Annotated in this window: 12 protein-coding genes; 7 read left to right on the top strand and 5 right to left on the bottom strand. The window is 69.6% G+C overall.

Going from position 1 to position 22,066, the window contains the following annotated elements:
* Positions 1–225 precede the first annotated feature (225 nt).
* Entirely contained in the window at positions 226–11,376 is an 11,151-nt protein-coding gene (locus MKCMC460_RS19620) for a type I polyketide synthase (protein WP_238304719.1), read from the top strand.
* 12 nt (positions 11,377–11,388) lie between these two features.
* Here MKCMC460_RS19620 and MKCMC460_RS19615 read toward each other — a convergent pair whose 3' ends face one another.
* The 3 genes from MKCMC460_RS19615 to MKCMC460_RS19605 are packed head-to-tail and all read right to left on the bottom strand — an operon-like array spanning position 11,389 to position 14,092.
* On the bottom strand, positions 11,389–11,811 hold the full coding sequence (locus MKCMC460_RS19615; protein WP_236982112.1) for a PPOX class F420-dependent oxidoreductase: 423 nt from the start codon (positions 11,809–11,811) through the stop codon (positions 11,389–11,391).
* A 6-nt stretch (positions 11,812–11,817) separates the two neighbouring features.
* Positions 11,818–12,927 (bottom strand): acyl-CoA dehydrogenase family protein, encoded by a 1,110-nt coding sequence (locus MKCMC460_RS19610; RefSeq protein ID WP_236982114.1) that lies wholly within the window; start codon positions 12,925–12,927, stop codon positions 11,818–11,820.
* Positions 12,928–12,934: 7 nt separating this feature from the next.
* Positions 12,935–14,092 (bottom strand): acyl-CoA dehydrogenase family protein, encoded by a 1,158-nt coding sequence (locus MKCMC460_RS19605; RefSeq protein ID WP_236982116.1) that lies wholly within the window; start codon positions 14,090–14,092, stop codon positions 12,935–12,937.
* A 146-nt stretch (positions 14,093–14,238) separates the two neighbouring features.
* Here MKCMC460_RS19605 and MKCMC460_RS19600 point away from each other — a divergent pair, with 146 nt between their 5' ends.
* Genes MKCMC460_RS19600 through holA form a run of 3 tightly spaced genes read left to right on the top strand, consistent with a single transcriptional unit; the run spans position 14,239 to position 17,682 of the window.
* Entirely contained in the window at positions 14,239–15,090 is an 852-nt protein-coding gene (locus MKCMC460_RS19600) for a ComEA family DNA-binding protein (protein ID WP_238304718.1), read from the top strand.
* 44 nt (positions 15,091–15,134) lie between these two features.
* The gene (locus MKCMC460_RS19595) at positions 15,135–16,649 is read left to right on the top strand and encodes a ComEC/Rec2 family competence protein (protein WP_236983977.1); all 1,515 of its coding nucleotides are present in this window, start codon (positions 15,135–15,137) and stop codon (positions 16,647–16,649) included.
* A 49-nt stretch (positions 16,650–16,698) separates the two neighbouring features.
* Positions 16,699–17,682, top strand: a complete 984-nt coding sequence (gene holA, locus MKCMC460_RS19590; RefSeq protein WP_255731158.1) for a DNA polymerase III subunit delta — start codon at positions 16,699–16,701, stop codon at positions 17,680–17,682.
* A 48-nt stretch (positions 17,683–17,730) separates the two neighbouring features.
* On the opposite strand, the gene rpsT is transcribed toward holA, so the two are convergent.
* Complete coding sequence (rpsT, locus tag MKCMC460_RS19585; protein WP_236982118.1) at positions 17,731–17,994, bottom strand: 30S ribosomal protein S20; 264 nt, start codon at positions 17,992–17,994, stop codon at positions 17,731–17,733.
* A gap of 144 nt (positions 17,995–18,138) precedes the next feature.
* Between rpsT and MKCMC460_RS19580 the strand changes: the two genes are divergently transcribed.
* Genes MKCMC460_RS19580 through MKCMC460_RS19570 form a run of 3 tightly spaced genes read left to right on the top strand, consistent with a single transcriptional unit; the run spans position 18,139 to position 21,643 of the window.
* Positions 18,139–19,818, top strand: coding sequence for a circularly permuted type 2 ATP-grasp protein (locus tag MKCMC460_RS19580; protein WP_236982120.1), 1,680 nt, complete (start codon positions 18,139–18,141; stop codon positions 19,816–19,818).
* Positions 19,818–20,804 (top strand): alpha-E domain-containing protein, encoded by a 987-nt coding sequence (locus MKCMC460_RS19575; RefSeq protein WP_236982122.1) that lies wholly within the window; start codon positions 19,818–19,820, stop codon positions 20,802–20,804. Before MKCMC460_RS19580 ends, MKCMC460_RS19575 begins: the two co-directional genes overlap by 1 nt.
* On the top strand, positions 20,804–21,643 hold the full coding sequence (locus MKCMC460_RS19570; RefSeq protein ID WP_236982124.1) for a transglutaminase family protein: 840 nt from the start codon (positions 20,804–20,806) through the stop codon (positions 21,641–21,643). The genes MKCMC460_RS19575 and MKCMC460_RS19570 overlap by 1 nt, the downstream gene beginning before the upstream one ends.
* Here the strand turns inward: MKCMC460_RS19570 and MKCMC460_RS19565 are convergent.
* Positions 21,640–21,951 (bottom strand): PE family protein, encoded by a 312-nt coding sequence (locus MKCMC460_RS19565; RefSeq protein ID WP_236982126.1) that lies wholly within the window; start codon positions 21,949–21,951, stop codon positions 21,640–21,642. The two genes, MKCMC460_RS19570 and MKCMC460_RS19565, sit on opposite strands and share 4 nt — an antisense overlap.
* Between the last annotated feature and the right edge of the window lie 115 nt (positions 21,952–22,066).

Genomic DNA, 22,066 nt, shown 5'->3' with positions numbered 1-22,066 from the left:
CGCGCTGCCGCGGTGCGGCCGCGCTGCGACCCAGATCAAGATAACCGCTCCGGCTGTGGCCGTTGTCGTGGGCGAGGCAGCCGCCGGTCCCGGTCGCCCGGAACGGTACCGGCATCCTGTGACAATCCTTGGCGTCCCTGTCGCCGTCGGTGTCGCTTGCCATACTGTGCCGGGGGAGATTCACACTGCGGCGCAACCGGGCCGGCCGACCAGGGAGGGCAATGCATGGCAGACGTCGAGGATCTGACGGCTCCGACATCGGGATTCGCGATCGTCGGTTACGCCGCACGATTCCCGGGCGCTGCCGACGCGAACGAGTTCTGGGACATGCTGCGGCAGGGCCGCGACGCGGTGTCGGACATTCCCCGCGACCGGTGGGACGTCGAGGAGTTCTTCGACCCGGACCCGGACGCGCCCGGCAAGATGGTCGCCCGCCGGGCCGGCTTCGTCGACGACGTGACGGGGTTCGACGCGCCGTTCTTCGGGATGTCTGCCCGCGAGGTCAGGTTGATGGATCCCCAGCACCGCCTCCTGTTGGAGACGGCCTGGCAGGCGGTGGAGCATTCCGGCATCGCGCCGATGACCCTGGCGAACTCCAATACCGGTGTGTTCGTCGGCCTGTCGACACACGACTACCTGGGCATGGCCTCGGACGAGCTGGACTACGCCGAGATCGAGGCGTACATGGCGATCGGGACGGCGGCCGCCGCGGCGGCCGGCCGGATCAGTTACCGGCTCGGATTGCAGGGCCCGGCGGTCACCGTCGACACCGCGTGCAGTTCCTCACTGGTGGCCATCCACCAGGCATGCCAGGCGTTGCGGTTCGGCGAGTGCGACCTGGCGCTGGCCGGCGGCGCGAACGCGCTGCTCAGTCCCGCGACCATGATCACGTTCTCGCACGCGCACATGCTCGCGCCGGACGGCCGGTGCAAGACGTTCGACGCCGCCGCGGACGGCTACGTGCGCGGCGAGGGCTGCGGCGTCATCGTCATCAAGCGACTCGACGACGCCATCCGCGACGGCGACCGGATTCGGGCGGTGATCCGTGGCAGCGCGATCAACCAGGACGGCGCGTCCGGCGGTTTGACGGTGCCCAACGGGGTGGCCCAGCAGCGGGTGATCACCGAGGCGCTGCAGCGGGCCGGCGTCGCGGCCGGCGATGTCGGCTACCTCGAGGCGCACGGCACCGGGACCTCGCTGGGAGACCCGATCGAAGTGCAGGCCGCCGGGGCCGTTCTCGGCCAGGGCCGCGACCCGGGCCGGCCGCTGCTGATCGGTTCGGTGAAGACGAACATCGGACACTTGGAGGCCGCCGCGGGAATCGCGGGCGTGATGAAGGTCATCCTCGCCCTGGAACACGAGGCGCTGCCCCAGCACCTGAATTTCCGGACCCCCTCACCGCACATTCCCTGGGACCGCTTCGCGGTGAAGGTGGTGCAGGAACCCACCGCGTGGGAGCGCAACGGCAGACCCCGCATCGCCGGGGTCAGCTCGTTCGGGTTCTCCGGGACCAACGCCCACGTGATCATCGAGGAAGCCCCCGTGGCACCGGCCCGGGCCGGCACTGCTCGGGCCGAGGTGCGCGAGGACCGGCGGTACAGCTTGCTGCCGCTGTCAGCGCGCACGCCGGCGGCGTTGGTGCAGCTCGCGCAGCGGTACCGCGAGTGGTTGGGCGCGCATCCCGAAACCGATTTGGCGGACCTGTGTTTCACCGCCGGCGTCGGTCGAACCCACTTCGAGCACCGTGCGGCGCTGGTGGTCAATTCCACCGAGTCCGCCAGTGAGCTGCTCGCCGCGCTCGCCGACGACCGCCCGGCGCCCGGGCTGGTGCGCGGCGAGTCCGCCGACGTCCCGAAAACGGCGTGGCTGTTCCCCGGCCAGGGCAGCCAGTTCGCCGGGATGGCCCGCGAGTTGTTCGACACCGAACCGGTGTTCGCCGAGACGATGACCCGTTGCGCGGCGGTGGTCGACGACGTGCTCGGCAAGCCGATGCTCGACGTCATCTTCGACGCCGACGGCGACGAGACGCTGCGGCAGACCAGTTTCGCCCAGCCCGCCCTGTTCGCCGTCGAGATGGGCCTGGCGCGGCTCTGGCAGTCGTGGGGACTGCAACCCGACGTGGTGCTCGGGCACAGCGTCGGCCAGTACTCGGCGGCCTGCGTCGCCGGAGTCTTCGGCCTCGAGGACGGCGCGTTGCTGCTCGCCGAACGTGGCCGCCTGTTCGGCAACCTGCCGGCCGGTGGCCGGATGGTCGCCGTCTTCGCCGCCGCCGAGCGGGTGGAGAGCTTCACCGACGAGTTCCCGCGGCTGTCGGTGGCTGCCTACAACGGGGCCAACACCGTGCTGTCGGGGCCGGCGGAGGATCTGGACCGGGCGGTGGCCGCGTTGACCGCCGACGCGGTCCGGTGTGAGTGGCTGGACACCAGCCACGCGTTCCATTCGGCGCTGCTGGATCCGGCCCTCGACGAATTCGAGTCGTACGCGGGCCGGTTCGAATATCGGTCGCCGCAACGGATTTTGGTGTGCAACCGCACCGGTGCCGCCCTGGGCAGAACGGTGAAGCTGGACGCCCGCTACTGGCGGCGCCATGCCCGCCAGCCGATCGAGTTCGCCAAGAGCGTTGCCACGCTTGCCGGTCTCGGCTGCGCGGCACTGCTGGAGGTCGGGCCGCAACCGGTGTTGACCGCGGCAGCCCTGCGGGCCTGGCCGGACCCGGCGACCGCGCCGCGCGCGATCGCGTCGTTGCGCCGCAACGGTGCCGATCACCGCCAGATCACCGAAGCCCTCGCCACCGCGTACACCGTCGGGCATCTGCCCGACTTCGGTGCGCTGCAGCACCGGCCCGCCGACAAACTCGACCTGCCCACCTATCCGTTCCAGCACCGCTCCTACTGGTTCCGGGACAACCGGGCTCCGGCCGGCCACCACGGTGATCAGGCCGACCTCGCCGCGCGCACCGAGGCCGTCCGGTTGCTCGAAGACGGCCGGATCGACGAACTCGTCGCGCTGCTCGACGGAGACACCGCCAACCAGCAGACCGCCGATGTCTTGAAAAAGCTTGCCGCGCAACATAACCGGCAACGCTCGGTGCAGTCCATCGCCGATGCCCGGTACGAGATTCGATGGGAGAAGTCCGCGGTTTCCGGCGCCGACTCCGGCGAGGGCTCGGCGTGGCTGCTGATCGGTGACGACGCCGATCTGTCCCAGCCGCTGACCGACGCGCTGACCGCGCGCGGCCACCGCTACCGGGTCCTCGGTCTGCCCACGTCCGACGCGGACTGCGAGCGGCTCGAGGTGGCCCTGCGCGCCGCGGTCGCCGAGGAGCCGTCGCTGCGCATCCTGTGCCTCGCGGCTCTCGAACGTGGCGGTGGCGCCGCATCGCCGCCGTCCACCGCACCGTCGATGCGCTCGCTGCTGCACATGCAGCACCGGGTCATGAGCGGCGCCAAGCACCTGTTCCGCGCGGCCGCCGCCGCCGAGTTGCGTGCCCCCATCTGGCTGATAACCCGTGGCGCACAACGGGTCACCGACACCGACGCGGTCTCGCCGGTGCAGAGCTGCCTGTGGGGTTTCGGTCGCGCCGCCGCACTGGAGCATCCGCAAGTGTGGGGCGGACTGGTGGACCTGTCCGACTGCGGTGCCGACGAATGGTCCCGGCTGATCGGCCAACTCGTTGCAGCGCCGCGTGACTCGGGCGCCCGCGAAGACCAGATCGCGCTGCGGGGGCAGGCCGTCTACGTTCCCCGATTGCAGCGCCGGCCCGGTCTGCCCACCGCGATTCCGCTTCAATTGCGTTCGGAGGCAACGTATCTGGTGACCGGCGGGCTGGGCGCGGTCGGACTGGAGATCGCCGGCTACCTGGCTGCCCAAGGTGCGCGACAGCTGGTGCTGACCAGCCGGCGCGCACCGAGCGAAGCGGCCCGCGCGCGCATCGACGCGATTCTGCAGCAGCACGGCTGCCAAACCCGGGTCGTCGCAGCCGATGTCGCCAATCCGCACGACGTGGCCCGGCTGCTGGCCACGGTGGCGGCCGAGTTGCCGCCGCTGGCCGGCATCGTGCATGCCGCAGGCGAGATGGGCACCACCCCGCTGCAAACCCTCGACGACGCCGAAGTGGAACGGGTGTTCGCTGGAAAGGTCTGGGGCGCATGGCATTTGAGCGAAGCCACCGCTGATTTGCAGCTGGACTTCTTCCTGTGCACCTCCTCGATCGCCGCGGTCTGGGGAAGTTTCGGGCAGACCGCCTACAGCGCGGCCAACGCCTTCCTCGACGGGCTGGTGTACCGGCTGCGCGAGCAGGGCGTGCCCGCGATCAGTGTGAACTTCGGTCCTTGGCTGGCCGGCACGACCGGGATGGCGGACGAGGACGCCCGGACCCGGCTGGAGCAGCGCGGGGTCAAGGCCCTCTCGCCCGCGGACGCATTGGCCGGGATGGCCGAGGTCATGGCGGCATCCGGCGGCAACGGCGCCAACGGCGCCAACGGCGTGGTGGCCCGCATCGATTGGGCCCGCTTCCTGCCGCTGTACCAGCTGGGCGGCAAACGTTCGTTCCTCGCCGACCTGGAGCGCGAGGTGCCCGAGTCGGCGGTGGCGCCGGCGACGTTCGGGTCGTCGGGGACTACCCGATTGGTGGAGCAGCTGACCGCCGCCCCGGTGCAGCAGCGCAAGAAGATCCTGGTGGAGTTCCTGCGCGACGTCGTCGCAGAGGTGACCCGCACCGACGGGGCGGAGATCCGGGAAGAGGCCGGGTTCTTCGACCTCGGCATGGACTCGCTGATGGCCGTCGAGCTACGGCGCCGCGTCGAGCAGGCCGTCGGCCGCGAACTGCCCGCCACCCTGGCGATGGATCATCCGCGCCTCGTCGACGTGGCCGACTACCTGCTCGGTGACGTGTTGAAGCTGGGCGTTCAGGCGTCGGCCACCGCGGCCCCGGCCCGGCCGGCCTCGGTGCGGCCCGGCGCCACCGACGAGCCGATCGCGATCGTCGCGGTGGCCTGCCGATTCCCGGGATCACCGGACCCCGACGCTTATTGGGATCTGCTGTCCGGCGCCGTCGACGCGATCCGCGAGATCCCCGACGACCGCTTCGACATCGACGAGTTCTACGACCCGGATCCGGAGGCACCGGGCAAGATCTACAGCCGCAACGGCGGATACCTGGAAGGCATCGACGGATTCGACCCCGAGTTCTTCGGCATCTCACCGCGCGAAGCCGTATGGATAGATCCCCAGCAGCGGTTGATGCTGGAGATCGTCTGGGAGGGCCTGGAACGCGCCGGATATTCGCCGGCGGCACTGCGCGGCAGCCGCAGCGGCATCTTCGTGGGCGTAGCCGCCAACGAGTACTCACACCTGCTGTCCCGGGACTCCGTCGAGAGCATCGAAGCCCACTTCATCACCGGCAATGCGCTCAACGCCATCGCCGGTCGGGTCGCTTTCGCGCTCGGTCTGGAGGGGCCGGCGGTCGCGGTGGACACCGCCTGCAGTTCGTCGTTGGTGGCCGTGCACCAGGCCTGTCAGGCGCTGCACTCCAACGACTGCGATCTGGCGCTCGCCGGTGGGGTCAACGTCCTGCTGAGTCCGGCCTCCATCGTGGCGGCTTCCCGGGCGCGCATGCTCTCGCCGGACGGGCGCTGCAAGACCTTCGACGCCGCAGCCGACGGCTACGTGCGCAGCGAAGGCTGCGGCATCCTGGTGCTCAAGAGGCTCAGCGATGCCCAGCGTGACGGCGACCGGGTCTGTGCCGTCATCCGGGGCAGCGCGGTCAACCAGGACGGTGCCTCCAGCGGTCTGACGGTGCCCAACGGTGGCGCGCAGCAACGCCTGATCGCCGCGGCGCTGGCACGTGCCGGATTCGTCGGCGGCGACGTCGACTACCTCGAGGCGCACGGCACCGGCACCGCGCTGGGCGACCCGATCGAAGTGCAGGCCGCCGCCGCGGTCTACGGTGACGGCCGCGACCCGGATCGCCCGCTGCTGCTGGGATCGGTCAAGACCAACATCGGCCACCTGGAATCCGCCGCGGGGATCGCCGGGCTGATCAAGGTCGTGCTGTCGTTGCAGCACGAAATGCTGCCGCAGATACTGCATTTCGAGAAGCCGTCGCCGCACATTCCGTGGAACTCGTTGCCGGTGCGGGTGGTGGACACGCCCACCCCGTGGCACACCAACGGCAGGCCGCGCCGCGCCGGAGTGAGTTCCTTCGGGTTCACCGGGACGAATGCGCACGTGCTGATCGAGGAGGCGCCGGCGCCGGTCACCGAGGAGGTCGAGTCGGACATCTCGGCCGGCGAGTCAGCCGATCTCGCAGCGCCCCAGGACGTCGTCGAGACGGTCAACATTCTGCCGCTGTCGGCGCGTTCGCCGCAGGCGCTCACAGCGCTGGCGCACCGGTACCTGGAATGGCTGGACGCCCACCCCGACGTCGACGTCGCCGACGTCTGCTTCACCGCCGGGGTCGGCCGCTCGCAGTTCGAGCACCGGGCCGCCCTGGTCTTCGAACCGGGTGCCGCAACGGTGCAGAACGCCCGCGACCTGCTGGTCGAGCTGACCGAGAACCGGCTGCGGCCGGGCGTGCTGCGCGGTGAGTGCGGCGATCCGCCGACCACGGCATGGTTGTTCACCGGCCAGGGCAGCCAGTACCCGGGGATGGCGCGCGAATTGTTCGACGCCGAACCGGTCTTCGCCGACGTGCTGCGGCGCTGCGCGGCGGCGGTCGACGGGCTGCTGCCGCGTCCGTTGCTGGAGACCGTGTTCGCCACCGATCGGGACAGCGCAGAAACCTTGCGGCACACCTCTTTTGCGCAGCCGGCGCTGTTCGCCGTGGAGATGGGCCTGGCGCGGTTGTGGCAGTCCTGGGGGATCGAGCCCGACGTGGTGCTCGGGCACAGCGTGGGCCAGTACGCGGCCGCGTGCGTGGCCGAGGTGTTCAGCCTCGAGGACGGTGCCCGGCTGATCGCCGAACGCGGCCGGCTGTTCGGCGAGCTGCCCGCGGGCGGCCGGATGGTCGCCGTCTTCGCCGACCCCGGGCACGTGGAGTCCGTCGCCGACAAGTACCCGCGGGTCTCGGTCGCCGCCTACAACGGGCCCAACACGGTGCTCTCGGGTCCGGGCGAGGATCTCGAGCAGGTCGTCGCCGCCTTCAGCGACGAAGGGATCCGCTGCAACTGGCTGGAAACCAGTCACGCTTTCCACTCCGAGCTGCTGGAACCGGCGCTGGACGAATTCGAGTCGTACGCCGCAGGGTTCCAGTTCGGGATCCCCACCCGGCCGCTGGTCTGCAACCGCACCGGCGCGGTGCTCACCGCGGAGACGCCGCTCAACGCCCAATACTGGCGGCGCCATTCCCGGCAGCCGGTGCAGTTCGCCGAAAGTGTGCGCACCGTCGCGCAGCTGGGCTGCACGGTGCTGATGGAACTCGGTCCGCAACCCATCCTGACCGCGGCTGCGGTGCAGGTCTGGCCCGAGCACTCGCCGGCTCCGCGTGCGATCGTCTCCCTGCGCAAAGGCGCCGACGCGCGCCGCCAGATCGCCGAAGCAGTTGCCGCCGCATATGTTTCGGGGCATCGTCCCGATTTCGGCAAGCTGCATCACGGTGCCCGCAACCGGCTCGAACTGCCGACCTATCCGTTCCAGCGCCGTCACTTCTGGCCCAAGGCATCGGGCATCATCGGCGGCGGCGACGGTGGGGCGGTTTCCGGAATCCTCGGTAGCGCAAAGGATCTCGCTTCCGGAGATGCCGTCTACACCAGCAAGCTGTCGGTCAAGTCCCAGCCCTGGCTGTCCGATCACGTCATCTACGGCACCGTGGTCGTGCCGGGCGCGACGTACGCGGCCATGGCGCTTGCCGCCGTCGGACCGCCGGCTCGGGTGCAAGACGTTTTCTTCTATGAACCGATCATCCTGCCGGAGAAGAGTTCTCGAGAGGTACAGCTGACGCTGAGTCCGACCGAGGATGGCAGCGGGTTCACCTTCCGGGTGCACAGTCGCCCCTACGGGGTGCGCGATGCCGACTGGTCGCTCAACGCCGACGGCACCGTGGTCACCGGCCTGGACGACGAGACGGCGCTGGATCCCGAGGATTCCGTCGACGCGGCAACCGAGCGGTTGAACCGCACTCGACCGCAACAGCTGTTCGAGACCTTCGCCGACATGGAACTGGCCTGGGGGCCCACCTGGTCGACGTCGTTGAAATCACTGTGGGTCGGTGAGGGCGAAGCGATCGGCGACGTCGTGGTGGGCGACGAGCTCTCCGAGCAACTCGGCATCGAGCCGATCCACCCGGTGTTGCTGGACCTGTGCACCGGGGTCGCCTTCCCTGCGTTCCCGGCGCTGCTGGCCGCCGAACACGGAGTGGCCGACCTGTTCCTGCCGTTGCGGTACGGCCGGGTGATGCTGCGCGAGCGGATGCCACGGCGGTTCTTCTGCCGCGCGAAGTGGCACGGCGACGCTCAGGCCCCGGGCGCACTCGACAGCGAAACGCAGGTGTTCGACCTCGATTTCGTCGACCGGGACGGTCGACTGTTGGGCGGCATCCGCGACTTCACGGTCAAGCGCGCGCCGCGCGAGGCGCTGTTGCGCGGGCTGGGTGGCGACGCGACCCGGCTGCTCTACACCCTCGGCTGGCACGAGATCCCCCCGCCGGCCGCCGACGGTGCCCAGAGCACAAGCGGCACTTGGGTTGTCGCCGGGTTCGACGAGCTGGCGGCCGAGCTGCCGGGCTGTCTGCGCGTCGACCGGGATGCCGACGCCCAGCAGTGGAGTGAGCTGATCGCCCAGGCGCAGGAGCGTGGCATGCCGATCACCGGTATCGTGCTGCGCGCCAGCGGAAGTCCGGCCACCGAGGAGTCCAGCGCCGAGTTCGCCGCCCGGCTGCAGACCCAGATCGGCAACGTGCTCGACGTCGTGCAACCCTTACTCGCCGACGACACGGTCAAGCTGGTCAACGGACTGTGGATCGTCACCGAACGGGCCGTGGCCGCCGAACCCGGCGAACCCGTCGATCCGGTGCAGTCGGCGCTGTGGGGGCTGGGCCGCACCATCATCGCCGAACAACCGATCCTGCGCTGCCGGCTCGTCGACCACGACGGATCCGACGAGGCCGTGCGCGCGCTGGCGGGGCTGCTCGGCGCACCGGTCGAGGAGCCCGAACTTGCGCTGCGGCAGGGCAAATACCTGGTGTCGCGACTGATGCCGTGGGCCCGCAGCGGCCAACTCGCGGTGCCGCGCGCGACCGACTACGTGCTGGCGCCGACCGAACGCGGCGCGATCGACAACTTGCGCCTGGTCGAGTCTGAGGTCTCGCCGCCCAGCGGGGGTCAGGTGCAGATCCGGGTGGAGGCCGCCGGCCTGAACTTCCGCGATGTGCTCAACGTGCTCGGCCTCTATCCAGGCGACCCGGGGCTGATCGGCGGCGACTTCTCCGGCATCGTCACCGAGTTGGGCAGCGGGGTAACAGGATTCGAGGTCGGGCAGCGCGTCATGGGCTTCATGCAGGGCGCGTTCGCCAGCCGGGTGAACGTGCCGGCGCAGTTGCTGGCGCCGGTGCCCGACGGGCTGAGCGCGGTCGACGCGGCCAGTATCCCGGCCGCCGCCCTGACCGCGCGGCTGGCGTTCGACTGGGCCCAGCTGCGTCCCGGTGACCGGGTGCTGGTGCACGCGGCCAGCGGTGGCGTGGGACTGGCCGCGGTCCAGTTGGCACAGCAGCACGGCGCCACGGTCTTCGCCACCGCCAGCACCTACAAGCGCGCGATGCTGCGCAAGTTGGGTGTGAAGTACGTCTACGATTCGCGCAGTACGGATTTCGCCGATCAGATCCTGGCCGATACCGACGGCGCCGGTGTCGACGTGGTGCTCAACAGCTTGACGAATGAGGGCTTCGTCGCGGCGACCGTGCGGGCCACCGCCCGCAACGGCCGGTTCGCCGAGATCGCCAAGCGCGACATCTGGTCGCCGGAGCAGATGGCGGCCGAACGTCCCGACATCGGCTACGAGATCGTCGCGCTGGACGGCACCATCATGTCCGACCCCGCGCACATCCAGCGGCTGCTGGTCGAGGTGTCCGACGGGCTGGCCCGCGGCGAGTGGTCACCGCTGCCGGTGGAGATCTACCCGCTGACCGAGGCCAAGACCGCGTTCCGCCGCATGCAGCAGGCACGGCACATCGGCAAGATCGTGTTGCAGATGCCCAAACCGCTGCAGCTGCACGGTGATCGGACCTACCTGATCACCGGTGGTCTGGGTGCCCTCGGTCTGCACACGGCCGCCCACTTCGCCCAACTCGGGGCCGGTGACATCGTGCTGACCAGTCGGCGCGCACCCGATGCCGACGCGCAGCGGGCCATCGCCGACATCAGTGAGCGCTACCGGTGCCGGGTCCACATCTTCGCCGCCGATGTCGGCGAGGAGTCGGCGGCCGCGGAACTGCTGGAGCGGATCCGGGCGGAATTGCCTCCGCTGGCGGGGGTGGCGCATTTGGCGGGCGTGCTCGACGACGCGCTGCTGACTACGCAGGACTGGGCACACTTCCAGACGACGTTGCAGCCGAAAGCTTTGGCGGCGTGGCATTTACACCGGTTGACCGCGGCCGACGAGCTGGACTTCTTCCTGCTGTATTCCTCGGCGTCCAGCGTGCTGGGTTCACCTGGCCAGGCCAACTACGCGGCCGCCAACGCCGTGCTCGACGGGCTCGCCGCCTACCGCAAGGCGCGCGGGCTGCCGGTGGCCGCGGTCAACTGGGGTCCCTGGGGCAAGGGCGGGATGGCGGCCTCGCAGGCCGCGCGCGCCAATCTCGGTGCGCAGGGCCTGCTTCCGCTGGAACCCTCGGCAGCGCTCAGCGCGCTCGGCGAAATCGTCGCGCACGGGACCGGGCAGGTCACCGTCATCAAGGCCAACTGGCAGCGGGCGGCGAAGATGCTCGGGGGTTCACGCCCACCGATTCTGGACCACCTGCTGCCCAGCGACGCCACCGTGACGACGGGCGACAGCGAGCTGCTGCGGCAGCTCTACGAGGTGCCCGAGGCCCAGCGCGCCGACTTCATCACCGAGTATCTGCAGCAGGAGGTGCAACAGTTCCTGCGACTGGCTCAGCCGCCCGCAGCCACCAGCCGGTTCCTGGACCTGGGCACCGACTCGCTGATGGCGGTGGAGCTGCGCAACCGGCTGCACGCCCAGTTCGGTGGCGCGTTCACGATCAGCGCCACCGCGGTCTTCGACTACCCGACGATCAGGTCGCTGGCGGAGTATCTGGCCGAGCAGTTGCCGGAGGCCGACGGCGAGGCCGTTCCTGTTCAGCAGGACGGGGCACCGGAAGCCGCCGGCCAGGCCGAACCCGTCGGTGCGGCCGAACCGGAGCCCGAACCGGCGCCGGTTGACTGAGGCGGGCGCGCGTCAGTCGCTGATGTCGAAACCGGCGATCACCTTGGTGGGCCGCAGCCGCACCACCAGCTCGCCGGGCACGGCATTGCGGCGGCCGAACTCCTCGGCCCGGTCGGCGCCCATGTACCGGGCGCCGGTCCGGGTCGCGATGTCCAACAGCTGCCCGGGGTCCTCGCTCAGCGAGGCCAGGCCCTGCACCTGCACGAACGAGTAGGGCGGGTGCGGGTCGTCGACGCAGATCGTGGTCCGCGGATCACGTTGCAGTGCACGGCCTTTCGCGGTCCGGCTGTCGGTGGTGAACACCAGGGCCCCGTCGTCGACGACGAACCACACCGGCGCCACCAGCGGGCGTCCGTCCGAGGCTGCGAAGCCCAGCATCCCGGTGCGGGTGCCCTCCGACAGGAAGGCGACCACTCGGTCGGACAGCTCGGCCACGGCCGCCTACAGCTTGGCCAGGTCGTAATCGCCGACGTGGTCGATGAGCACCCGCAGCTGATCTCCGGCGGTACCGAGCGTGTTGTCGATCGCGGTGAGACGCGCGGTGTAATGGCCCACCGGGTACTCCGCGGTCATGCCGATGCCGCCGTGTAGTTGGATGGCCTCCTGGCCGATGTGCCGGCCGGAGCGGCCGATCTGCAGCTTGGCGCGCGCGGCGATCAGCGGATCGTAGTTGCCGTCGGCGATCGACATGGCGGCGTAGAGGGTCATGCTGCGCGCCAGTTCCAGCGACACGTACATGTCAGCGGCGCGTTGGGTCAGCGCCTGGAATTTGTTGAGAGTCACCCCGAACTGCTTGCGGGTCTTGAGGTATTCGGTGGTCAGCCGCAGCGCTTCCTCCATTGCACCCAGCGCCTCGGCGCACAGCGCCGACTGGATGCGGATGACGGCGTTGCGGACGGCTTCGGAAGCGTCCTGTCCCGCCGACCCGAGCGGCTCGGCGGCGGTTGCGTCGAAGTCGATTTGGGCGCCGCGCTGACCGTCGAAGGTGGCATAGGATTTGCGCGTCGCCGCGCCCGCGTCGACCAGGAACAGGCCGGTGCCGCCGTCGGGCAGCGCCGCGCTGACCACCAGCGTCTGGGCGCTGTCGCCCGCCGGTACCGGGTTCTTGCGTCCGCTGATGGCCCACGAATCGCCTTGTTGCACAGCTTTAGTGGTGATCTCAGCGGCGGCGCCACGCTGGCCGGGCTCTAGGTGGGCGAACGCCAGCAACCGTTGCCCCGCGGACACCTCGTCGAGGATTTCCCGCTGCCGGTCGTTGCCCAGCTCGGCGATCAGCGCGCCGGGCGCCAACGCAGCATGCACGATGGGCTCGGGCGCCAGCCGGCGGCCGAATTCGGTGAGCACCACCATGATCTCGATCTGCCCGGCCTCGTCGGGGTCGAAGCCGAGGCCCAGAATCCCGGTCTCGGCCAACTGATTCCACACCTCGCGGCTCCAGCCGAGTTCGGTGTCGATCACCTTATTGCGGCTCTCCGGGTCGTAGCTGCGCGACAGCAATTCGCGGGTGGTGTCGCGCAGCAGCGTCTGCTCTTCGCTCAACTGAAAGTCCATGACTGCCTCACAATCCGAGAATGGTGGACGCGATGATGTTGCGCTGAACCTCGTTGCTGCCGCCGTAGATTGAGGTTTTGCGGTAGTTGAGGTAGTGCGGGGCACTGCTTTGCGCCCAGGCCGGTGAGGCGATCCCGTCACCGTTGACCGGTAGCGCGTCGGCGCCGGCGACCTCGACCATCAACTCGGTGGAAAGCTGCTGCAGCTGGCTGCCGCGCAGTTTGAGCACTGAGGACGCCGGGTTCGGTTTACCGCCCGAGGACCCCGAAACCACCCGGGCCTGAGTGAGTTCCAGTGCCAGGATCTCGTTCTCGGCCTCAGCCAGCCGGGCGGCGAAAAGCGGGTCGTCGATCAGCCCGTTCGCTTTCGCGTGCCGCTTCACCTCGGCCAGCCGCACCTTGGTGCGGCCGACCTGCGCGATGCCGGTGCGTTCGTTGCCCAACAGGAACTTCGCATACGTCCAGCCCTGATTCTCTTCTCCGACAAGCTGATTGGCGGGCACTCGGACGTCGGAGAAGAAGACTTCGTTGACCTCGACGCCGCCGTCGATCAGCTTGATCGGTCGCCACGTGATGCCCGGGGTGTCCATCTCCATCAGCAGGAACGAGATGCCGGCCTGACGCTTGGGCGCCTGCGGGTCGGTGCGCACCAGGCAGAAGATCCAGTCCGCGTACTGGCCCAGCGTCGTCCACGTCTTCTGCCCGTTGACCACATAGCTGTCGCCGTCGCGGACCGCGGTGGTGCGCAACGAGGCCAGGTCCGAGCCGGCTTCGGGCTCGGAGAAGCCCTGGCACCACCAGATGTCCAGGGCGGCGGTCGGCGGTAGGAACCGCTCCTTGATCTCCTGCGACCCGAACTCGGCGATCACCGGCCCGACCATCTTGGTGTTGAAGTTCAGCGGCTCGGGCACACTGGCCAGCTGCATCTCGTCGTTGTAGATCTGCGACTGGGTGGGTGTCCAATCCTTGCCGCCCCATTCGACGGGCCAACCGGGTACGGCCAGCCCGTTCTCGTGCAGCAACTTGTGATTGTCGACGATCTGCTCGCGGGTCAGCGATTGGCCGTTGCGTACCCGCTCGCGGACGTCGGCGGGGACCTTGGTGGTGAAAAAGGTACGAAGTTCGTCGCGGAACGCGGCTTCGTCGGGGGTGAGCGCCAGCTTCATTGCAGCCTCCTGTGGTCGTGCGCGCCGGTTCCATCTTGACTGATCCGACCGAGCGCTCGTGCACAGCCTCGGGTTAATCCACAGCGGGGCGGTGAGCGGCGCCTTCGGCGGGTCGCTGCGACGGTCCGCGCGCCTACCGTCGGCTCATGCGAACGGAACTTCCTGCCGAGAGACTGCACCGCCGGTTGGGTGCCGAACCAGACAGCGACGGCCCGGACTCCGGGCCCGACGACCCGGTCGCGGGCGACGGCCGGGACGAGGAGCAGGACGACCCGAACTCCCTGCTGCCGCGCTGGCTGCCCGAGAGCTCACGCGGGCGCGGTCTGGTCGACCGGGTGCGCGCCGATCCGGGCCGGGCCGGGGCCTTCGCACTGGCGGTGATCGCCGCGCTGGCGGTGCTGATCACCGTGTTCACCCTGGTGCGCGACCGCCCGGCCCCGGTCAGCTCGGCCAAACTGCCACCGGTAGAACGGGTTTCGTCCGCCAGATCGTCCACGACTGTCGCCCCGCCGGCCGGTCCGGTGGTGGTCAGCGTGGTGGGTCTGGTGCACAAACCCGGGGTGGTGACGCTGGCGCCGGGCGCACGCGTCGCCGATGCGGTGCAGGCGGCCGGTGGGGCGGTCGACGGTGCGGACATGGTGGGGCTGAATATGGCCCGCCCGGTCGGTGATGGTGAGCAGATCGTGGTCGGTCTGGCGTCGCCGTCGGGCAAACCGCCGGTGTTGGGCAGTTCGGTGGGCACCGGCGCGCCCACCGCGCCGGCGACCGCGGCGCCCACTTCGGGTAGGCCGAGGCCGGCGCCCAAGGAGCCGCTGGACCTGAACACCGCGACCGTCGAGCAGCTCGACGCCCTGCCCGGCGTGGGCCCGGTCACCGCGGCCGCGATCGTGGCGTGGCGACAGGCCAACGGCCGATTCACCACCGTCGACCAGCTGGGGGAGGTCGAGGGTATCGGCCCGGCGCGGCTGGACAAGCTGCGCGCCCTGGTCCGTGTCTGACCCCGGTGGCCGGCCCGGAGACCAGTCCGGTGGTGGACCTGGACGTGCGCCTGGTCCCGGCCGCGCTGGCCTGCTGGGCGGTCACCGCGGCGGGGATCGTCTGGCCGATCGGCGCCGTATTGGCCGGGTGCTGCGCGGTGCTGGCCGTCGGGTCGGGCCTGCTGTGGTGGCGGGCGCGGGGCCGTCCGGGCGCTCGGCTGGCCGCGGTCGGCGCCGGTCTGCTGGCGATCGGCGTGGTGGGTGCGGGCTACGGCCTGGCGGTCGCATTGCGGGCGGATGCGGTCGCGCACCACCCGATCACCGCGACTTTCGGCACCGTCGCTCCGGTGACGGTCATGCCCAGCGAAAGCCCGCTGACGCTGGGCAGCGGCCGGCTGATGTTCCGGGCGACGTTGCTGCGGCTGCGTGACGACGAAATATCGGGCCGGGTCGTGGTTTTCGCCCGCGCCGCTGAGCAGGGATACGGGGAGCTCGCCGTGGGCCGGCCGGTCCGCTTCACCGCACGCATCACCCGCCCGACCCGCCACGACCTCACCGTCGCGGTGCTGACCGCGACAGGTCCGCCGGCCCTGGGTGAGGCCGGGTCGGTACAGCGTGCCGCGCACGCCGTGCGTAGCCGATTCGCCGCGGCGGTTCGTACGGTGCTGCCGGCCGACCAGGCGGCGATGCTGCCCGCGCTGGTACTCGGCGACAGCACGCTGGTCCCCGCGGGGACCAGCGCCGAGTTCCGCACCGCCGGGATGACGCACCTGACCGCGGTCTCGGGCGCCAACGTGACGATCGTGTGCGCGGCGGTGCTGTTCTCGGCGCGGCTGGTCGGACCGCGGGCCGCCGTAGCGCTGGCCGGCTTGGCGCTGGTGGGGTTCGTGATCGTGGTGCAGCCGACGGCCAGCGTGTTGCGGGCGGCGGTGATGGCCGCGATCACGCTGCTGGCGATGCTGACCTCGCGGCGCCGTCAGGCGATACCGGCACTGGCGGCAACGGTGTTGGTGCTGCTGGTCGCGGCGCCGCAGCTGGCGGTCGACCTGGGTTTCGCCCTGTCGGTGGTCGCGACGGCCGCGCTGGTGGTCGTCGCGCCCGGATGGTCGCGCCGCCTGGCCGATCGGGGCTGGCCCAAGCCACTCGCGGACGCGGTCGCGGTCGCCGGGGCCGCCCAGCTGGTGACGGCGCCGCTGGTCGCCGCCATCTCGGGACGGTTCAGTCTGGTGGCCGTCGCCGCCAACCTACTGGCGGCGCCGGCCATCGCCCCGATCACCGTGCTGGGCACCGCGGCGGCGGTGTTGGCCGGGTGCTGGCCGGCCGGCGCGCAGCTACTGATCCGATTCACCGGGCCGGAGGTGTGGTGGGTCTTGCGGATCGCACGGTGGGCAGCCGGGGTGCCCGCGGCCAGTGTGCCGGTGCCCTCCGGGGTCGCCGGCCTGCTCACAGTCGGCTGCACCACCGTGCTGGCCGCGGCGATGTGGCGATGGCACTGGTTCCGCGTCGCCTTGGGCTCGGCGGCGGTCACCGGCGTGATCTGCCTGGCGGCGTGGTCGCTGTCCGGATTGGCGGGGCGGTGAGCGTCACCTCCGGAGCCGGGCCGTCGTGGCGCCGTGACACCATCGTGTCGTGAGCGAGGTTTCGTCTTTGCACCTGGTCCTGGGGGAAGAGGACCTGCTGATCGAGCGGGCCGTCGCGCAGATTCTGCGGTCGGCCCGCCAGCGCACGGGCACGGCATTGGGTGCCGAATCGGGAATAGCGGACATCCCGGTCAACCGGATGCGCGCCGGCGACGTCAGCACCTACGAGCTGACCGAGTTGCTGAGCCCCTCGCTGTTCGCCGAGGAGCGGATCGTGGTACTCGAAGCCGCCGCCGAAGCCGGTAAAGACGCGGCCACGTTGATCGCCGCGGCCGCCGCGGATCTGCCGCCGGGCACTGTGCTGGTCGTCGTGCACTCCGGGGGTGGACGCGCCAAGGCGCTGGCGGCGGAGCTGAAGTCGCTGGGCGCCCAAGTGCATCCGTGCGCCCGGATCACCAAAGCCGGCGAGCGCGCCGACTTCGTCCGGGCCGAGTTTCGCTCGTTGAAGGTCAGGGTCGACGACGACACCGTGACGGCCTTGCTCGACGCCGTCGGCTCCGACATCCGGGAGCTGGCGTCGGCCTGCTCGCAGCTGGTCGCCGACACCGGCGGCGACGTCGACGAACCGGCGGTCCGGCGCTACCACAGCGGCAAAGCCGAGGTGAAGGGCTTCGACATCGCCGACAAGGCGGTGGCCGGGGACGTCTCGGGCGCGGCCGAAGCACTGCGCTGGGCGATGATGCGCGGCGAACCGTTGGTGGTGCTGGCCGATGCCCTCGCCGAAGCCATCCACACCATCGGCCTGGTGCAGGCGCAGTCGGGTGACCCGTACCGGCTGGCCGGTCAGCTCAAGTTGCCGCCCTGGCGGGTGCAGAAGGCGCAGCGGCAGGCCCGTCGCTGGTCACGGGAGCGGCTGGCGACCGCGATGCGAGTGGTCGCAACACTCAACGCCAACGTCAAAGGTGCCGTGGCGGACGCCGACTACGCGCTGGAAGCGGCGGTGCGACAGGTGGCCGAACTGGTCTCGGATTGACCGTCGGATCGGCTTTGGGAACGAATGGTCTAAAAAGGGGCGGAAAGCTCAGCCGAGCTTGTTGAACGCCTGCGCCAGCGCCGACTTCTTGTTGGCGGCCTGGTTCTTATGGATCACGCCCTTGCTCGCGGCCTTGTCCAGCTTGCGGCTGGTCGACACCAGCAGCTCAGCGGCCTTGTCCTTCTCACCGGCGTGGGTGGCTTCCCGGAACGCGCGAATGGCGGTACGGAGCGAAGACTTCACCGACTTGTTGCGCAGCCGGGCGCGCTCGTTAGTCCGGTTGCGCTTCTGCTGCGACTTGATGTTGGCCACGCGTGTAGTTCCTTAGTCCGTTTCGATTTGGCTTTGCCCGGGGTATGCCTGCAACCCGACAGCGACTGCTCAGGTTAGCAGTCGGTTACGTTTTCGCCCAAAAGACGAACTCTGGGCCTGCTGGAATAGGGGATTTGAGGCAGAGTGACACAGGTGAGCCTTTCGAATCAGATCGAAGCAACCCCGCACCGGTCACGCGCCCGTTCCGAGCGCATTTTCGAGGGCTATAACACCTGTGATCCGGTCTATTCGTTGGCTTTCGACGAGATGTTCGACGCCCAGGGCAACGTGCGCGGCCCCTACAAGGGCATCTACGCCGAGCTGGCGCCCACCGACGCCTCGGAGCTGAAGGCCCGGGCCGACGCACTGGGCCGGGCGTTCATCGACCAGGGCATCACGTTCTCGCTGTCGGGCCAGGAGCGGCCGTTCCCGCTGGATCTGGTGCCGCGGGTGATCTCGGCCGCCGAATGGACGCGTCTGGAGCGCGGCATCACCCAGCGGGTCAAGGCCCTCGAGATGTACCTCGACGACATCTACGGTGACCAGGAGATCCTGCGCGACGGCGTCATCCCGCGCCGGCTGATCACCTCGTGCGAGCACTTCCACCGCGAGGCTGTCGGGATCGTCCCGCCCAACGGAGTACGCATCCACGTCGCCGGCATCGACCTGATCCGCGACGAGAAAGGCGACTTCCGGGTCCTGGAAGACAACCTGCGGTCGCCGTCGGGTGTGTCCTACGTCATGGAGAACCGGCGCACCATGGCCCGGGTCTTCCCGAACCTGTTCGCCACCCACCGGGTGCGCACCGTCGACGACTACGCCGCCCACCTGCTGCGGGCGCTGCGCAACTCGGCGGCCACCAACGAAGCCGACCCGACCGTGGTGGTGCTGACTCCCGGCGTCTACAACTCGGCGTATTTCGAGCACTCGCTGCTGGCCCGGCAGATGGGTGTGGAGCTGGTCGAGGGCCGCGACCTGTTCTGCCGGGACAACCAGGTCTACATGCGCACCACCGCGGGGGAGCGGCAGGTCGACGTCATCTACCGGCGCATCGACGACACGTTCCTGGATCCGCTGCAGTTCCGCGCCGACTCGGTGCTGGGGGTGGCCGGGCTGGTCAACGCCGCCCGCGCCGGCAACGTGGTGATCTCCAGCTCGATCGGCAACGGCGTGGGCGACGACAAGCTGGTCTACACCTACGTGCCCACCATCATCGAGTACTACCTGGGCGAAAAGCCGCTGCTGGCCAATGTGGAAACGTACCGCTGTTGGCTGGACGACGAGCGCGAGGAGGTGCTCGACCGGATCCACGAATTGGTGATCAAGCCGGTGGAAGGCTCCGGCGGGTACGGCATCGTGTTCGGCCCGGAGGCCTCGGAGAAGGAATTGACCGCGCTGGCCAAGAAGATCCGCGAAGATCCGCGATCGTGGATCGCCCAACCGGTCATGGAGCTCTCGACGGTGCCGACCCGGATCGGCGACTCGCTGGCGCCGCGTTACGTGGACCTGCGGCCGTTCGCGGTCAACGACGGCAACGAGGTGTGGGTGCTGCCCGGCGGATTGACCCGAACCGCGCTGGTCGAGGGCTCGCGGGTGGTGAACTCCAGCCAGGGCGGCGGCTCCAAGGACACCTGGGTGCTGGCGTCGCGGGCCTCGGGGGCCGGTCGTGAGCTGGGTCGCGCCCAGGTGGTGCGGTCGCTGCCGCGGGCCGTGCCCGAGCAGGCTCCCGAGGCTGTTCGTCCGGCTACCACCCACGCTCAGCCGATCAACCCGCCCCAGGACGAACAGCCGCAGCAGCAACAACAGCAGAAAGCGAGCGACTGATGCTGGCCCGTAACGCCGAGGCGCTGTTCTGGATCGGCCGTTACGTCGAGCGTGCCGACGACACGGCGCGCATCCTGGACGTGGCGGTGCACCACTTGCTGGAGGATTCCAGCGTCGACCCCGACCAGGCCTCCCGCCTGCTGCTCAAGGTGCTGGGCATCGAGCCTCCCGAGCACCGCCTCGACGTCTGGTCGCTGACCGACCTGGTTGCGTTCAACCCCAACACCGACGGTGGTTGCTCGATCGTCGAGGCCATCTCGGCGGCGCGCGAAAATGCAAGGTCGGCAAGGGAAGTCACGTCCAGCGAGATCTGGGAATGCATCAACACCACCTATCATGCGCTGCCCGAACGGGAGCGGGCCGCCAAACGCCTTGGGCCGCATGAGTTTTTGTCGTTCATCGAGGGACGCGCGGCGATGTTCGCCGGCTTGGCCGACTCCACCCTGTCGCGCGACGACGGCTACCGGTTCATGGTGTTGGGCCGCGCGATCGAACGGGTCGACATGACGGTGCGGCTGTTGCTGTCCCGCGTCGGGGACAGCGCCTCGTCGCCGGCCTGGGTGACGCTGTTGCGTTCGGCGGGTGCCCACGACACCTATCTGCGTACCTACCGCGGCGCGCTGGACGCGGCCCGGGTGGTCGAGTTCATGCTGCTCGACCGGCTGTTCCCGCGTTCGGTCTTCTACTCGCTGAAGCTGGCCGAACACAACCTCGAGGAACTGCTGCACAACCCGCAGAGCCGGATCGGGGCCACCACCGAAGCGCAGCGTCTGCTCGGCAAGGCGCGCAGCGAGCTGGAATTCGTCCAGCCCGGGGTGCTGCTCGAGACGCTGGAGAACAGGCTGGGGGCGCTGCAGCGGACCTGCCGGGACGTCGGGGATGCGTTGGCGCTGCAGTACTTCCACGCTGCGCCCTGGGTGGCGTGGACGGACGCCCGGCAGCGCGGGGAACTGGTCGAGACGCTGGACAGCCGAGGAGAATCCTGATGTGGCGGATGCGGGTGGTGCACACCACTGGTTATGCGTATCAGTCGCCGGTGACGGCGTCCTACAACGAGGCACGGCTGACACCGCGCTCCAACACCCGGCAGAACGTCGTCCTCAACCGCGTCGAAACCATCCCGGCGACCCGGTCCTACCGCTACATCGACTACTGGGGGACCGCGGTCACCGCGTTCGACCTGCACGCGCCGCACACCGAACTGACGGTGACGTCGTCCTCGGTGGTCGAGACCGAATGCCCGGAGTTGCCGGAGGAGAAGGCCGGCTGGGACGAACTGAAGTCGATGGCCGTGATCGACCGCTTCGACGAAGTGCTGCGCCCCACCGCCTACACCCCGACCAGCAAACGCGTTGAGGCCGTCGGCAAGCGGATCATGAAGAACCACGACCCGCAGGAGGCGGTGGTGGCCGCGGCCCGGTGGGCGCGCAGCGAGCTGGACTACCTGCCGGGCACCACCGGAGTGCACTCGTCGGGGCTTGATGCGCTGGAGCAGGGTAAGGGCGTGTGCCAGGACTTCGCGCACCTGACATTGATCGTGTTGCGCAGCATGGGAATTCCCGGGCGATACGTGTCCGGATACCTGCATCCCAAACCCAAGGCGGCGATCGGCAAGACTGTCGAGGGCCGCAGCCACGCCTGGGTTCAGGCCTGGACGGGCGGCTGGTGGAATTACGACCCCACCAACGACACCGACATCTCCGAGCAGTACATCAGCGTGGGCGTCGGCCGCGACTACGCCGACGTGTCGCCGCTGAAGGGTATCTACTCCGGGATGGGCGCCACCGACCTCGACGTGGACGTCGAGATCACCCGGCTGGCCTAGCTGAGCAGGTCCCGCAGCGGCGCGGCCGCGTCGGCGTCGGCGTCGGCGTAACTGGCAGCCGCGCCGGCCAGCCGCTGCACCAGCTGCTCGTGGACGGCCGACATCGCAGCGCTGATCTGCAGATAACCCTGCGCGTGGGCACCCCAGAACGCCGCCACGACCGCCGACACCTGGTCAGCGGCCGCTGCCGGCACACCAGCGGTCTGCTGGGCCGCCCCGGTGTTGGAGGCGTCGATCGCCGAACCGATGCCGGCCAAGTCAGCGGCCGCAGCCGCCAGCGCCCCGGGGCCCGCGACGACGTACGACATCCAGCACCTCTGATTCGAGAACGGCAGAAGCGGATCGTACCTCGCTGCGAGCCCCAAGACCCGCGTTTGCACGTCCAGATCGTCGCCGGCCAGAAATTCGGCACGACTCGACCGC

The organism is Mycobacterium sp. 20KCMC460 (genome assembly GCF_022179425.1).
Classification (GTDB): domain Bacteria; phylum Actinomycetota; class Actinomycetes; order Mycobacteriales; family Mycobacteriaceae; genus Mycobacterium; species Mycobacterium kiyosense.
This window is presented reverse-complemented; position numbering and strand designations above follow the sequence as displayed.